We start from the raw sequence: 14,600 nt of genomic DNA, 5'->3' as shown, positions 1-14,600 counted from the left end.
CGACCGGGCCTTGAGAAAAATGAGCACTTCCGACACGAACGCCCCCGTACGCGTCCGCATCGCCCCCTCCCCCACCGGCGAGCCGCATGTCGGCACCGCCTATATCGCGCTGTTCAACTATCTTTTCGCCAGAAAGCACAACGGCACCTTCATCCTGCGCATCGAGGATACGGACGCGACCCGTTCGACCCCGGAGTTCGAGACGAAGGTGCTGGACGCGCTGAAATGGTGCGGGCTGGAATGGTCGGAAGGCCCGGACATCGGCGGCCCCTACGGCCCCTACCGCCAGTCCGACCGCAAGGACATGTACCAGCCCTACGCGCAGGAACTGCTCGACAAGGGCCACGCCTTCCGCTGTTTCTGCACGCCCGAGCGGCTGGAACAGATGCGCGAGGCCCAGCGCGCTAGCGGCAAGCCGCCGAAATACGACGGGCTCTGCCTGCATCTGAAGGCGGAAGAAGTCACGTCGAAGATGGCCGCCGGCGAAAGCTCGGTTATCCGCATGAAGATCCCGACCGAGGGTTCCTGCGACTTCACCGATGGCGTCTATGGCGACGTCTCGATCCCGTGGGATTCGGTCGATATGCAGGTGCTCATCAAGGGCGATGGCATGCCCACCTATCACATGGCCAACGTCATCGACGACCACCTGATGAAGATCACCCACGTCGCCCGCGGCGAGGAGTGGCTGGCATCGGTGCCGAAGCACATCCTTCTCTACCGTTATTTCGGCTGGGACCAGCCGACCTTCATGCACCTCTCCCTGATGCGCAACGCCGACAAGTCGAAGCTGTCCAAGCGCAAGAACCCGACCTCGATCTCCTACTATTCGGCGCTCGGCTATGTGCCGGAAGCGCTGATGAACTTCCTCGGCCTGTTCTTCATGCAGATCGCCGAGGGCGAGGAACTGATGACGATGGCGGAACTGGCGGAAAAATTCGATCCCGAGAACCTGTCGAAGTCCGGCGCCATCTTCGACATCCAGAAGCTCGACTGGCTGAACGGCCGCTGGCTGCGCGAGAAGTTCTCCGAGGAGGAATTCACCGCCCGCGTGCTCACCTGGGCGATGGAGAACGATCGGCTGAAGGAAGGCCTGAGGCTTTCGCAGTCGCGCATCACCAAGCTCGGCGAACTGCCCGACCTTGCAGGCTTCCTGCTGAAGTCCGACCTCGGCCTGGAGCCCGCCGCCTTCGCCAAGGTGAAGTCCTCGCCGGAAGAGATCCTGGAGATCCTCAACACAGTCCAGCCGGACCTGGAGAAGATCTTCGAATGGAACGTCGAGAGCATCGAGGCGGAACTGCGCGCCATCGCCGAACGCATGGACAAGAAGCTGAAGGTGGTGCTCGCCCCGCTCTTCGTTGCCGTCTCCGGTTCCTCGCGCTCGCTGCCGCTGTTCGACAGTATGGCCATCCTCGGCCGCTCCGTCGTGCGCCAACGCCTGAAAGTCGCCGCCAAGGTGGTGGCCTCGATGGCGGGCAGCGGGAAGTAAGTTTGAGATAGGCCCCTCATCCGCCTGCCGGCACCTTCTCCCCGTAAACGGAGAGAAGGGCGCAAGAGGCGCCGCAGCCAGTCCCCTCGCCCCGCTTGCGGGGAGAGGGCTAGGGTGAGGGGCAAGTACACGGCACAAGGCCAAGAGCCGCCACAGGAACTAGACCATGACCGACACCAAGACCGAAACCGCCCTCTCCTCCGACGCCACCGAAGTGCGCCGCCAGAAGCTCGACCTTCTGCGCGAGCAGATCGGCGACGTCTATCCGGCGCATTTCCACCGCACGCTGACCAATGCGGAACTGGCGGAGAAATACGCAGGCCTGGAGCCCGACACCGAGAGCGGCGACGTCGTGACGGTTGCCGGCCGCGTCTATTCCTCGCGCAATTCCGGCATGTTCATGGACATCCATGACGCCTCGGGCAAGATCCAGATCTTCTCCCACAAGGACACGACGCCGGAAGAGGCCCGCGGCCTGCTGCCGATGATCGACATCGGCGACATCATCGGCGTCACCGGGATCGTCCGCCGCACCAAGCGCGGCGAACTGACGATCAATGCGCAAGAGATCACCATGCTGACGAAGTCGTTGCTGCCGATGCCGGAGAAGTGGCACGGCGTCGCCGACGTCGAGATCCGCTACCGCAAACGCCACCTCGACATCATGACCAACGAGGAATCGAAGCTCCGCTTCCAGCAGCGCTCCAAGATCGTCTCCGGCATCCGCCGCTTCATGGAGAACGACGGCTTCATGGAAGTCGAGACGCCGATGCTGCATTCGGTCTATGGCGGCGCCACGGCCGACCCGTTCAAGACCCACCACAACACGCTGAAGCAGGACATGTACCTGCGTATCGCCCCGGAGCTGTTCCTGAAGCGCACGCTGGTTTCGGGGCTGACCGACAAGGTCTTCGAGATCAACCGCAACTTCCGCAACGAAGGCGTCTCCACGCGGCACAATCCCGAATTCACGATGATGGAGTGCTACTGGGCCTATGCGGACTACGAGGACATCATGGACCTCGTCGAACGCATGTTCGCCGAACTGGCCATCAAGATCCACGGCTCGACCGAGTTCGCCTATGGCGACAAGGAAATCTCCTTCAAGGGCCCGTTCAAGCGCGTGCCGATGCCTGACGCCGTCAAGGAAGCCACCGGTATCGATTTCCTCGCGATCAGGACCGACGAGGAAGCTCGCGCCGCGGCGAAAGCTGCCGGCTTCGAGGTCGAGAAGGACTGGACCTGGGGCGAATGCCTGGCCTTCATCTTCGAGGAGAAGGTCGAGCCGACGCTGATCCAGCCGTCGCATGTGACCCATTTCCCGAAGGACATCTCGCCGTTTGCCAAGGAAGTCCCCGGCGAGCCGCGTCTGGTCGAGCGCTTCGAGACCTATTGCAACACCTGGGAACTGGGCAACGCGTTCTCCGAGCTGAACGACCCGGTCGAACAGCGCGCCCGCATGGTCGAGCAGCTTGAGCAGGCACATGCCCGCGGCGAGAAGGCCAAGCAACTGGACGACGAGTTCCTCGACGCGATCGACCAGGGCATGCCGCCCGCCGGCGGCCTCGGCATCGGCGTCGATCGCCTGATCATGCTCCTGACCAATGCGCCGTCGATCCGCGACGTCATCCTGTTTCCGGCGCGGCGGGCGAAGGCGGACTGAGCCGGCCGTCGCCCATCGCCTGCATACCGGCGACGGGACCGGGCTTACAGAAAGTCGAAGATCGGGGAAGCGGTGCTGCATATCTTTCCCCTCCCCGCCAGCGGGAGAAGGTGCCGGCAGGCGCGCATGAGGCAGCCCGACGGTTCGGTGTCCCTCGCCCGCCGAATGCGGCTGATCGCTGTCATTTGATGAAGGAACGTGGGAGCTCGTCCGGCGCAGCGCCGGAAGCCCCACTTCAGTGCGAGACGGCTGCGTGTTCCTGCGGCGCGGCGATTGCCTCGCCGTTGCCGGATGCGTCCGCATGGTCTTCGCCGGTCCGGTCATCGGCAATGGCTGCGGTCGCGTTCTCGCCGGTGGCATCCGGGTCCAGACAGTCCGTCCGGTCGGCCATGGCAGTGACGATCCCCTTGATCTCGTCCAGCTTCAGCGTCTTGCGTTTGCCATAGAACTCGCCGTTCTCCGCAGCCGGACCTTCCACGTAGCGTGCCTGGAACGGCGCCGTCAGGCCGGCGATCTTGCCGGGATCGCGCGAGAACAGGACCTCCGCGCCGATCGCCCGGCCGCGCATGCCCGCCCGCACGTCCGGGCCCGCCTCATCGAGCAGGACGACCTGGTAGAGATCGGCGTGTTCCCGGTTGGACAGCGCGCCGGCCACTCGCAGGGCCGTCTTGATGCGCATGTCGCCGTCCTCGGCATCGGCACGGATGTAGTGGCGCAGCCAGTCCTGGCCGTCACGGCTCTGCCGCACGGTCATGACGGTAGTGCAGGCGACCCCTGAGATCCGTTCCGCCGGTGGGCCGAGGATGGCATCGCGGCCGACGAAGACGGCCACCGCTCCCGAGGCGCCGGTGAGCACGAACACGCCGGAAAGCAGGATCAGCACCTTCCTCGGCAGCCATAATTTCGACGGGAGAAGCTTCAACGGGACGCACCGGTTTTGAAATGAAAAGGTTGCCCCAGGGAGGCGCAGGATCGAATTTACGGTATTTCCCGGGATGTTTCTGAAACCTTAAGGGCCGGCGCTACGGGCATCCGCAAGCCATTTCCTGCTTGCGATGGTTAACAGGCGGTCGCCATCTCCTCCGCGATAAAGAGGGTTATTGCGAATGATTTGCAATTGCATTGACATGCGGCGTGCGTCGCCTATACTTGATTGCAACTCATTTGCAAAAGCGCTTAGGAAATTTTGATGCTCATCGATCTGGCCCGGTCCGCCCTCCTCGCAACAGCTTTGATCCTGGGCGGGGCGCCGATCGCAGCGGCGCAGGAAAAGCCCAAGGTCGTCACGACCTTCACCGTCATCGCCGACATGGCCCGCAACGTGGCAGGCGACGCGGCGATCGTGGAATCGATCACCAAGCCGGGCGCCGAGATCCACAATTACCAGCCGACCCCGCGCGACATCCTCAAGGCGCAGGATGCGTCGCTGGTTCTGTGGAACGGCCTCAACCTCGAACTCTGGTTCGAGAAGTTCCTCGCCAATCTCAACGACGTGCCGAGCGCGGTCGTCAGCGACGGCGTCCAGCCGATGGGGATCAACGAAGGCCCCTATACCGGCAAGCCCAATCCGCACGCCTGGATGTCGCCTGAGAACGCGCTGATCTACGTCGAGAACATCAGGAAGGCGCTGGCCTCGGTCGATCCGGACAACGCCGCTGTCTACGACGCCAACGCGAAGGCCTATGGCGAAAAGATCAAGGCGCTGTCGGCCGAGATCAAGGCCGAGCTCGACAGGCTCCCGGAGGACAAGCGCTGGCTCGTCACCAGCGAAGGCGCGTTCAGCTACCTCACCCGCGATTTCGGGCTGAAGGAGCTCTTCCTCTGGCCGATCAACGCCGACCAGCAGGGCACGCCGAAGCAGGTGAAGGCAGTGATCGACGCGGTGCGCGAGCACAATATCCACGTCGTGTTCTCCGAGAGCACCGTCTCCGACAAGCCCGCCCGGCAGGTCGCCGCCGAAACCGGTGCCGCCTATGGCGGCGTCCTCTACGTCGACAGCCTCAGCGAAGAGGGCGGCCCCGTACCGACCTATCTCGATCTCCTGCGCGTGACCTCCGAGACCATCGTGAAGGGCCTGTCGCAATGATCATGGGCGGACGCAGCAGGCCCGTGGACGGCATCGTCGCAGACGACGTCACGGTCACCTACCGGACGGGCGTCACCGCCCTGAAGCATGCCAGCTTCTCCGTGCCCCGCGGCACGATCACGGCGCTGGTCGGCGTCAACGGCAGCGGCAAGTCCACCCTCTTCAAGGCGATCATGGGCTTCGTGCCGCTGGCCGGCGGCACCGTGACGATCCTGGGCATGACGGTGCGCCAGGCGCTGAAGAAGAACCTCGTCGCCTACGTGCCGCAGGCCGAAGAAGTCGACTGGACCTTTCCCGTCCTCGTCGAGGACGTGGTGATGATGGGCCGTTACGGCCACATGAACTGGCTGCGCATTCCCACGAGGCGCGATCACGAGATGGTGTCGGAAGCGCTGGCCCGGGTGAACATGAGCGACTTCCGCAAACGCCAGATCGGCGAGCTTTCCGGCGGCCAGCGCAAGCGCGTCTTCCTGGCGCGCGCGCTGGCGCAGGAGGGCCAGGTGATCCTGCTGGACGAACCCTTCACCGGCGTCGACGTCACCACCGAGGAGCAGATCGTCGAGCTCCTGCGCACGCTGCGCGACGAGGGCCGGGTGATGCTCGTCTCCACCCACAATCTCGGCAGCGTGCCGGATTTCTGCGACCGTACCGTCTTCGTCAAGGGCACCGTGATCGCCTCCGGGCCGACCGCCGAGACGTTCAACGAGGCAAACCTGGAGCGTGCCTTCGGCGGCGTGCTGCGCCATTTCATCCTCTCCGGGCAGGACCTGCACGACGACGAGGATCCCCGCCAGGTCAAGGTCATCTCCGACGACGAGCGGCCCTTCGTCATCTACGGCGAGAAGAAGAAGGATACGGCCGAGGCGGAGAAGGCCGCAAAGTGACCACGCTCCTCGAACCCTTCGGCTACGGCTACATGGTCAACGCCATGTGGGTCAGCGCGCTGGTCGGCTGCGTCTGCGGCTTCCTCTCCGCCTATCTGATGCTGAAAGGCTGGTCGCTGATCGGCGACGCGCTCTCGCATTCGATCGTGCCCGGCGTCGCCGGCGCCTACATGCTGGGCCTGCCGTTTTCCGCCGGTGCTTTCCTCTCCGGTGGGCTTGCCGCCGGCGCCATGCTCTTCCTCAACCACCGCACCCGGCTGAAGGAGGACGCGATCATCGGCATGATCTTCACCTCCTTCTTCGGCGTCGGCCTGTTCATGGTCTCGCTCTCGCCGACCTCGGTGAACATCCAGACGATCGTGCTCGGCAACATTTTGGCGATCACGCCTTCCGATACGCTGCAGCTCGCCATCATCGGCGGCGTGACCCTGCTGGTCCTGCTCCTGAAATGGAAGGACCTGATGGTGACCTTCTTCGACGAGAACCATGCCCGCTCGATCGGCCTGAAACCGCTGGCATTGAAGCTGCTGTTCTTCACGCTGCTGTCGGCCTCGACGGTCGCCGCGATGCAGACGGTCGGCGCCTTCCTCGTCGTCGCCATGGTCGTCACCCCCGGCGCTACGGCCTATCTCCTGACCGACCGCTTCCAGCGGCTGATCGTCATCGCCGCCCTGCTTGGTGCCGGCACCAGCCTCGTCGGCGCCTATGCCTCCTATTTCCTCGACGGCGCCACCGGCGGCATCATCGTCGTCCTGCAGACGCTGATCTTCCTCACGGCCTTCGTCTTCGCCCCGAAGCACGGGCTGATCGCGATCCGCCGCAAGGGCCGGCTGGCGCTCGAGCAGAAGGGAGGCGCGGCATGAGCGAAACGCTCGAACTGGCGCTGCTGCCCTTCCGCCTCGGCTTCATGCAATATGCCTTTGCGGTGACCCTGATGATCGCCGTGCCGATGGCGCTCCTGTCCTGCTATCTCGTGCTCAAGGGCTGGTCGCTGATGGGTGACGCGGTCTCGCATGCGGTGCTGCCCGGCGTCGTCATCGCCTATGTCGTCGGCCTGCCCTTTGCCATAGGCGCCTTCACAGCCGGCCTCTTCTGCGCGCTGGCGGCGGGCTACATCCGCAACAACAGCCGCGTGAAGGAGGACACGGTGCTCGGCATCGTCTTCTCCGGCATGTTCGGCCTCGGTATCGTGCTCTATGTGGCGGTCGAATCCGACGTCCACCTCGACCACATCCTGTTCGGCGACATGCTGGGCATCGCCACCGCCGATCTGGTCGAGACCGGGCTGATCGCGCTTGCCTGCACCGCCTTCATCCTGCTCTTCCGCAAGGACCTGCTGGTGCAGGCCTTCGACCGCCAGCACGCCGCCGCGATCGGTCTGCCCGTCCGCCTGCTGCACTATGGTCTCCTCGCCGTTCTCTCGCTGGTCGTCGTCGGCGCGCTGAAGGCGGTCGGCATCATCCTGTCGGTGGCGCTGCTGGTGGCGCCGGGCGCAATTGCAGCCCTCGTCACGCGACGGTTCGGCTCGATGCTCGCGGTGGCTGTCCTCGTCGCCGTCGGCGCCTCGCTTGCGGGCATCTACCTGAGCTTCTTCCTCGACAGCGCCCCCGCCTCCACCATCGTCGTCCTCATGACGATCCTGTTCGTCTGCGCCTTCCTCTGGCAGGCCGTTCGTGTCCGCGCGAGCGCGCAGCGAGCGAACGGCCCGACCCTGCCCCGATAGCCGCACGCGGGCCGGCAGAGGCCACCCCAACCGGAAATTGAGACTGCCGCCGCGTGCGGTCGACAGGCTTTTCTTTTCCGTCTATCGTCCGGCCCGATCAGGAAAGGGCGCCGCGGTGCGCCTTTCGGCGGACCAAAAGCAGGACAGGCATGGCACATATCGGCATCGTCGGCGGCGGCATCATCGGCTGCGCCACGGCACTTCACCTTCTCGACCGCGGCCACCAGGTGACCCTCGTCGAACGCGATGCCGGCGGCCTGCCGGCCTCGGTGGGCAATGCCGGCATTCTGGCCATTCCCGAGATCGACCCGATCGCCCGGCCCGGCATGCTGCTGTCCGCACCGCGCTGGCTGCTCGATCCGCTGGGGCCGCTGGCGCTTCGCTGGGGCGACGTGCCCTCGCTTCTGCCCTGGCTCTTGCGCCTTCTCGCCGCCTCCCGGCCGGCGCAGGTGGAGCGTTCCCGCCAAGCCCTGACATTCCTGATGAAGACGGCCGCGGCCGACCATGCCGCCATGGCACGGATGATCGCGATCACCGGCCATATCCGCCAGACGGGTGCACTTGCGATCTTCGACACCGAAGCCGCGCGCGACAAGGCCTTTGCCCATGAGGTGAATAACGCCCGCATCCTCGGCGGCTTCGAGGTGGAGAAGCTCGATGCCGCCGAGACGCGCCGCCGGGTGCCGGCGCTCACCGGCGCGTTCGCCGGCGCCATCTACAATGCCGGCTACCAGACCTTCGAATATCCCCTGACCTTCCTGCGCCGCCTGCAGGCGGCAATCCGGGAGCGCGCGTCGTTCATCGATGCCGCCGCCGCCTCGCTCGCCTGGAGCAACGAGGGCATTTCGGTCCGCACCGAAGCGCAGAACACCCACCTGTTCGACAAGGTCGTCGTCTCCGCCGGCGTCTGGTCGAAACCGCTCGTCGAGCAGCTCGGCCTCCACGTCCAGCTCGAGACGGAGCGCGGCTACAACACCACCTTCGTCAATCCGCCGGTCACGCTGGAAATGCCGGTGTTCTTCTCCGAACACGGCTTCGTCGCCACCCCCTTCGAGAACATGCTGCGCGTCGGTGGCGCCGTCGAGCTGGCGCGGCCGGAGACGGCAGCCAACTACGCCCGCGCGAGCGCCATGCGCAAGAAGATGCGCCGCTATGTGCCGGACCTGCCTGACGAGGGCGGCACGGAATGGATGGGCCGCCGCCCCTCGACGCCGGATTCGGTCCCCGTCATCGGCCTTCATCCGGGCGATCCACGCATTGCCTTTGCCTTCGGCCACGGCCATCTCGGCCTGACGCTCGCAGCCACCACCGGCCGCCACGTTGCCGATCTTCTAGCCGGCGGGGCGGATCCGGAACTCGACGCCTTCTCGATCCGCCGCTTCCAGTAGCCGGCCCCAGAACCGAAAGATCCGCCTTCATGCACAAGGTCATATTCGACACCGATCCCGGCATCGACGACGCCATGGCGCTGCTGTTTTTGCACCAGCATCCCGAGATCGACCTGATCGGCATCACCACCGTCTTCGGCAACGCCTCCGTCGAGACGACGACGCGCAACGCGCTGTTTCTGAAGCGCGAATGGAATATCGCGGCACCCGTTGCCAAGGGCGACGGCAAGGCGTTCGACCCGATGCGCAACCCGGTCGACTGGCCGGTGATGATCCACGGCCATGACGGCCTCGGCAATATCGACGTGCCCGAGACGATCGACCTTCCCGTCGATCCGCGCCCCGCCCATCGCTTCATCATCGAGACCGTGCGGGAGAACCCCGGCGAGGTGACGCTGATCGCTGTCGGCCGCATGTCGAACCTCGCATTTGCGCTGAAGGAAGACCCGCAGATCGCAGCGCTCGTCAAGCAGGTGATCGTCATGGGCGGCGCCTTCGACGTTCCCGGCAACATCACGCCGGCGGCCGAAGCCAACATCCACGGCGACCCGGAGGCGGCCGACGTCGTGATGACGGCGCCGTGGAAGGTGGTCGTCGTCGGCCTCGACGTGACGATGAAGACGGTGATGACGCGCACGCTGCTGAACGAGATCGTCGCCAAGGGCGGCGCGCGGCCGAAACTGCTCTCCGACATCTCCCAGCTCTACATCGATTTCTACGGCCGGCACGTGAAGGACGGCATGGTCGTGCACGACAGCTGCGCCTGCATCTATCTCGTCGCCCCGCACCTCTTCACCACCCGCAGCGGCGCGATCCGCGTCGTCGCAGGCGGCATCGCCGACGGCCAGACGATCCAGAAGCCCGACGGCCGGGCCTTCCCGCCCGGCAACTGGGACGAACTGCCGAGCCAGCAGGCCTGCACCGGCATCGACGCCGAGGCCGCCCTGCGCCTGCTTGCCGAGACGCTGTCGCGCGCAGCCTGACGCTAGCCGTAGCCGAATAAGTCAGCGGCGAGCTCATTCTTCTCTCCAGCGGGAAGTGCCGAGCAAAGCGAAGCGCTGAGGGGGGCACTCCTCTGCTTGTTTGAGATACTGCAACTGAAATTTGCGGGCCTCTCCTGCCAAGACGCCCCTCATCCGCCTGCCGGCACCTTCTCCCCGCGAGCAGGGAGAAGGACGATTGCCACAGCGTCTCCGTCCCCCTCTCCCCGCTTGCGGGGAGAGGGTCGGGGTGAGGGGCAGGCTTCCCCGGGAAGAATAGGTCAGGCCCTGCCGGCTACTCCACCCGTTCGGGCAGCGCCCAGTCGACCGGCGGGCGGCCGTGGCCTTGCAGGAAGGCGTTTGCCTTTGAGAAATGGCGGCAGCCGAAGAAACCGTTATGCGCCGACAGCGGCGAAGGATGCGGCGCGCGCAGCACCAGATGCTTCCTCTGGTCGACGAAAGCGGCCTTCTTCTGCGCGTACGAACCCCACAGCATGAAGACGACCGGCCGGTCGTTCTCGTTGACGGCGCGGATCACCGCATCGGTGAAGCGCTCCCAACCCTGCCCCTGATGCGAGGCCGCCTGGCCCATCTCCACCGTCAGGACGCTGTTGAGCAGAAGCACGCCCTGCCGCGCCCAATGCTCCAGAAATCCGTGCCGCACCGGTGCGATCCCGAGGTCGGACGCGATCTCCTTGTAGATGTTGACGAGAGACGGCGGGATGCGCACGCCCGGACGCACACTGAAACAGAGGCCATGCGCCTGGCCCTCGCCGTGATAGGGATCCTGCCCGAGGATCACCACCTTGACGTCCTCGAGCGGCGTCAGGTCGAGCGCCCGGAAATACTCCGCGCCCTTGGGAAAAATCCGCTTTCCCGTTTCCTTCTCGCGCAGCAGGAAGCCCTTCAGCGCCGCCATGTAGGGACTGTCGAACTCCGCCGCGAGCGGCCGGCGCCAGCTCTCCCCGATCCGCACGTCCGCTGCCGTCATGCCACCCTCCGTTCTTCCTCCGTACTCGATAGCGCAGCCACGGCAAAATCGGAACCCGTCTCAGCGGATCAGGATCGCCCGGAAGTCGTTGACGTTGGTGCCCGTTGGCCCGGTCGTGAAGATGTCGCCGGCGGCGTCGAAGGCGGTATAGGCGTCGTGGCCGAGCAGGCGCGCGCGTGGGTCCTCCCCGGCAGCGCGCATGCGCCCGATCGAGCCGCCATCGGCAAAGGCGCCGGCATTGTGCTCCGATCCGTCGCGGCCGTCGGTATCGGCGGCAAGCGCATGGACGTCATCCAGCCCGTCGATCGCGATGGCGAAGGACAGCAGGAACTCACTGTTGCGCCCGCCCCTGCCGTAGCCCTCCCCGCCGATCGTCACGGTCGTCTCTCCGCCGGAGAGGACCAGCACCGGGGCGGCAAAGGGACGGTCGTGCGTGCGCACCTCGCGAGCGATCGCCGCATGCATCAGGCCGATGTCGCGTGCCTCGCCCTCGATGGAATCCGACAGGATCACCGTCTCGATCCCGGCGGCACGCGCCTTGGCTGCAGCAGCCTCCAACGAAACGCGAGCCGAGGCGATGACATGATGCTCGTGGCCGGCGAAGGCGGCATCCTCGGGACCGGGGGCGGCTGCGGCCTCCGACCTGAGATGCGCCATCACCCGTTCCGGCAGGGTCATGCGGTACTGGCGGACGATCTCGATCGCATCCTGTGCCGTCGAGCCGTCCGGCACGGTCGGGCCGGAGGCGACATGGGCGGGATTGTCGCCGGGAATGTCCGAGACGATCAGGCTGATCACGCGCGCCGGTGCGGCGGCATGCGCGAGCCGCCCGCCCTTGATGCGCGAGACGTGCTTGCGCACCACGTTCATCGCCGAGATCGGCGCCCCCGAGGCGAGCAGCGCGCGGTTGACGGCGATCTCGTCTTCGAGCGTCAGCCCCACTGCCGGCGCCGGCAGCAGCGAGGAGCCGCCGCCGGAGATCAGCGCGATCACGAGGTCGTCCGCCGAAAGCCCCCGGACCGTCTCCAGAAGCCGCGCTGCGGCCTGAAGCCCCGCCTCGTCCGGCACGGGATGGGCGGCCTGCAGCACGAGGATCCTCTCGCAAGTCTCGACCGGGCCATGCTGGGCGACGACCACGCCCTCGACCGGTCCGTCCCACAGGCTCTCGAAAGCCCTTGCCATCTGGCTCGCCGCCTTGCCGGCGCCGACGACGATGGTGCGCCCCTTCGGGCGCTCCGGCAGGTGGGCGCGAAGGGCTGCGAGCGGATCGGCGGCCTTGACCGCTTCATCGAACAGGGCGGCGAGAAAGGCGCGGGGTTCGTCTGTCATGCCCGATCAATCCTCCGTTTCGAGATCGAACACAAGGATGCCTTTCACCCCGTCGAGCGCGGCCGCCACGAGCTTGGCGGCTACCTTTTTGTGTTCCTCGTCCTCCAGATAGGCGTCCCGGGCGAAGCTGTCGTCGAAATCGACGATGAAGCCGTCGGAAAACCCCTTGTCCATGCCCGTCTCCGGACTAACGTTGGTGCCCGGATGAACCGCCAGAAGGCCGGGAATGCGGCCCTTCAGGGCGGCGATCTCGTCGAAGATCTCGGTCTTGGCCGCAGCGCCGATCGTCGGCTTGAAGCGGATGAACACACAATGGCGGATCATGCGGTGCTCCTATCGGATGTCGGCCCGGGCGCGCGCACGGGTATCGTTGCGCTCGTGGGCGAAGATCTGCCGCGGCAGCGGCGGCAGGTCGCGAATGATGTCGGCACCCTTCTCGCCCACCATGATCGTCGGCGCATTGGTGTTGCAGGAGGGTACGCGCGGCATGACGGAACTGTCGCAGACGCGCAACCCCTCGAGGCCATGCACCTTCAGGTCGAGCCCGACGACGGCATCCGCGCCCGTGCCCATCTTGCAGGTCCCTACCGGATGGTGGTCGGTCTTGGCATTGGCGCAACCGTAGTCGAACAACTCGTCATCGGTGACGTATTTGGGACCGGGCAGCCGTTCGGCAAGGACGAAGGGCTTCAGCGCCGCCTGTTGCATGATCTCGCGGGCGACCTTCAGCCCCTCGATCGACATCCTGCGGTCGTGCGGGTCGGCCCAGTAGTTGGGGTCGATCAGCGGGGCTGCGGCGGGATCGGCCGAGGACAGGCGCACCGTTCCGCGCGAGCGCGGATGCAGATAGGCCGAGTTCAGCGTGACGCCGGCGTTCTTCAGCCGCTCCACGCCGGCCTCGATGCCCGAGCCGAGGCCGAGGTGGAACTGGATGTCGGGCGAGCGCGCCTCGGGATCGGCGTACCAGAAGCCGCCGGTCTCGAACAGCGAGGACGCGACCGGGCCGGAACGGAACAGCACATATTGCAGGCCGGCCCAGAGCGTGCGGTGCAGCTTGGCGACGTTGTCATAGGTGTGATCGCCGGTGCACTCGCAGATGACGAACAGGTCGAGATGGTCCTGCAGGTTGGAGCCGACGCCGGGCAGGTCGTGCTTCACGGTCACGCCGGCCGATCGCAGATGGTCGGCCGGGCCGATCCCCGATTGCAGCAGGAGCTTCGGCGAACCGATCGCGCCGGAGGTGACCAGAACCTCGCGCTCCGCCCGGATCGTCTCGGTCCCTCGCGCGGTGACGACTTCGACGCCGACGGCGCGGCTGCCTTCCAGCAGGATGCGGGCGACGCGGGCGCCGGTGCGGACCGTCAGGTTGCTGCGATCCTTGACCGGCGAGAGATAGGCAAGCGAGGCCGACGAGCGGCGGCGGTCGCGCTGGGTCAGCTGGTAGAAGCCGAGGCCCGCCTGCTGGCGGCCATTGAAGTCGTGGTTGTAGGGGATGCCGAGCTCCTGGCCGGCCCGGATATAGGCGTCGCAGATCGGCAGGCCCGAGACGGGCATCGAGACGCCCAGCGGCCCTCCATAGGAATGATAGTCGTCGGCGAAGCGCTGGTTGTCCTCGGCGCGCTTGAAATAGGGCAGGACCGATCGGTAGTCCCAGCCCTCGCAACCGTCCTCGGCCGCCCACATGTCGTAGTCGGCGGCGTTGCCGCGAGTATAGAGCTGGGCATTGATGGACGAACCGCCGCCGATCACCTTGGCCTGGGTGTAGCGCAGCACTCGACCCTTCATGTGCTTCTGCGGCACCGTCTCCCAGCCCCAGCTGGCGACGCCCTTCGTCATCTTGGCAAAGCCCGCCGGCATGTGGAACAGCGGGTTCCAGTCCCCGCCGCCCGCCTCCAGCAGCAGGACGCGCACCGTCGGATCTTCAGAAAGACGATTGGCCAGCACGCATCCCGCAGGTCCGGCGCCGGTGATGATGTAGTCGTAGGTCATGCACGTTTCCTCAAGTGTTCATCACCCTCCCCTTGAGGGGGAGGGTCGGACCGTAGGTCCAGGGTGGGGTGACTTCCT

General features: G+C 65.8%; 13 protein-coding genes. 8 read left to right on the top strand and 5 right to left on the bottom strand.

Annotated features, from left to right (window positions below; all coding sequences use genetic code 11):
- Positions 1-19: 19 nt before the first annotated feature.
- A complete protein-coding gene (gene gltX / locus LQK81_RS13115; protein ID WP_230806798.1) occupies positions 20-1,489 on the top strand; it encodes a glutamate--tRNA ligase in 1,470 nt (489 codons plus the stop codon).
- A 166-nt stretch (positions 1,490-1,655) separates the two neighbouring features.
- Positions 1,656-3,152, top strand: a complete 1,497-nt coding sequence (lysS, locus tag LQK81_RS13110; RefSeq protein ID WP_230806796.1) for a lysine--tRNA ligase — start codon at positions 1,656-1,658, stop codon at positions 3,150-3,152.
- Between the two features lie 235 nt (positions 3,153-3,387).
- Here the strand turns inward: lysS and LQK81_RS13105 are convergent, their stop codons facing one another.
- On the bottom strand, positions 3,388-4,074 hold the full coding sequence (locus tag LQK81_RS13105; protein ID WP_230806794.1) for a hypothetical protein: 687 nt from the start codon (positions 4,072-4,074) through the stop codon (positions 3,388-3,390).
- Between the two features lie 267 nt (positions 4,075-4,341).
- Here LQK81_RS13105 and LQK81_RS13100 point away from each other — a divergent pair, with 267 nt between their 5' ends.
- From LQK81_RS13100 to LQK81_RS13075, 6 genes are all read left to right on the top strand, one after another.
- The gene (locus tag LQK81_RS13100) at positions 4,342-5,238 is read left to right on the top strand and encodes a metal ABC transporter substrate-binding protein (RefSeq protein WP_230806792.1); all 897 of its coding nucleotides are present in this window, start codon (positions 4,342-4,344) and stop codon (positions 5,236-5,238) included.
- Positions 5,235-6,122 carry a manganese/iron ABC transporter ATP-binding protein gene (locus LQK81_RS13095; protein ID WP_330166551.1) on the top strand — a complete coding sequence of 296 codons (888 nt, stop codon included), beginning with the start codon at positions 5,235-5,237 and terminating at the stop codon, positions 6,120-6,122. Before LQK81_RS13100 ends, LQK81_RS13095 begins: the two co-directional genes overlap by 4 nt.
- 32 nt (positions 6,123-6,154) lie before the next feature.
- Positions 6,155-6,985, top strand: coding sequence for a metal ABC transporter permease (locus tag LQK81_RS13090; protein WP_269064962.1), 831 nt, complete (start codon positions 6,155-6,157; stop codon positions 6,983-6,985).
- A complete protein-coding gene (locus LQK81_RS13085; protein ID WP_330166550.1) occupies positions 6,982-7,845 on the top strand; it encodes a metal ABC transporter permease in 864 nt (287 codons plus the stop codon). Before LQK81_RS13090 ends, LQK81_RS13085 begins: the two co-directional genes overlap by 4 nt.
- Before the next feature lie 149 nt (positions 7,846-7,994).
- Positions 7,995-9,233, top strand: coding sequence for an NAD(P)/FAD-dependent oxidoreductase (locus LQK81_RS13080; RefSeq protein WP_230806787.1), 1,239 nt, complete (start codon positions 7,995-7,997; stop codon positions 9,231-9,233).
- A 29-nt stretch (positions 9,234-9,262) separates the two neighbouring features.
- Positions 9,263-10,216, top strand: coding sequence for a nucleoside hydrolase (locus tag LQK81_RS13075; RefSeq protein ID WP_230806785.1), 954 nt, complete (start codon positions 9,263-9,265; stop codon positions 10,214-10,216).
- 292 nt (positions 10,217-10,508) lie between these two features.
- Here LQK81_RS13075 and ung read toward each other — a convergent pair whose 3' ends face one another.
- Genes ung through LQK81_RS13055 form a run of 4 tightly spaced genes read right to left on the bottom strand, consistent with a single transcriptional unit; the run spans position 10,509 to position 14,522 of the window.
- Positions 10,509-11,204, bottom strand: coding sequence for a uracil-DNA glycosylase (gene ung / locus LQK81_RS13070; protein WP_230806783.1), 696 nt, complete (start codon positions 11,202-11,204; stop codon positions 10,509-10,511).
- 60 nt (positions 11,205-11,264) lie between these two features.
- Positions 11,265-12,533, bottom strand: coding sequence for a glycerate kinase type-2 family protein (locus tag LQK81_RS13065; RefSeq protein ID WP_230806781.1), 1,269 nt, complete (start codon positions 12,531-12,533; stop codon positions 11,265-11,267).
- A 6-nt stretch (positions 12,534-12,539) separates the two neighbouring features.
- The gene (locus LQK81_RS13060) at positions 12,540-12,857 is read right to left on the bottom strand and encodes a Dabb family protein (protein WP_230806779.1); all 318 of its coding nucleotides are present in this window, start codon (positions 12,855-12,857) and stop codon (positions 12,540-12,542) included.
- A 9-nt stretch (positions 12,858-12,866) separates the two neighbouring features.
- Entirely contained in the window at positions 12,867-14,522 is a 1,656-nt protein-coding gene (locus LQK81_RS13055; protein WP_230806778.1) for a GMC family oxidoreductase, read from the bottom strand.
- Between the last annotated feature and the right edge of the window lie 78 nt (positions 14,523-14,600).

Source organism: Rhizobium sp. GN54, from assembly GCF_021026345.1.
Lineage (GTDB): Bacteria > Pseudomonadota > Alphaproteobacteria > Rhizobiales > Rhizobiaceae > Mycoplana.
This window is presented reverse-complemented; position numbering and strand designations above follow the sequence as displayed.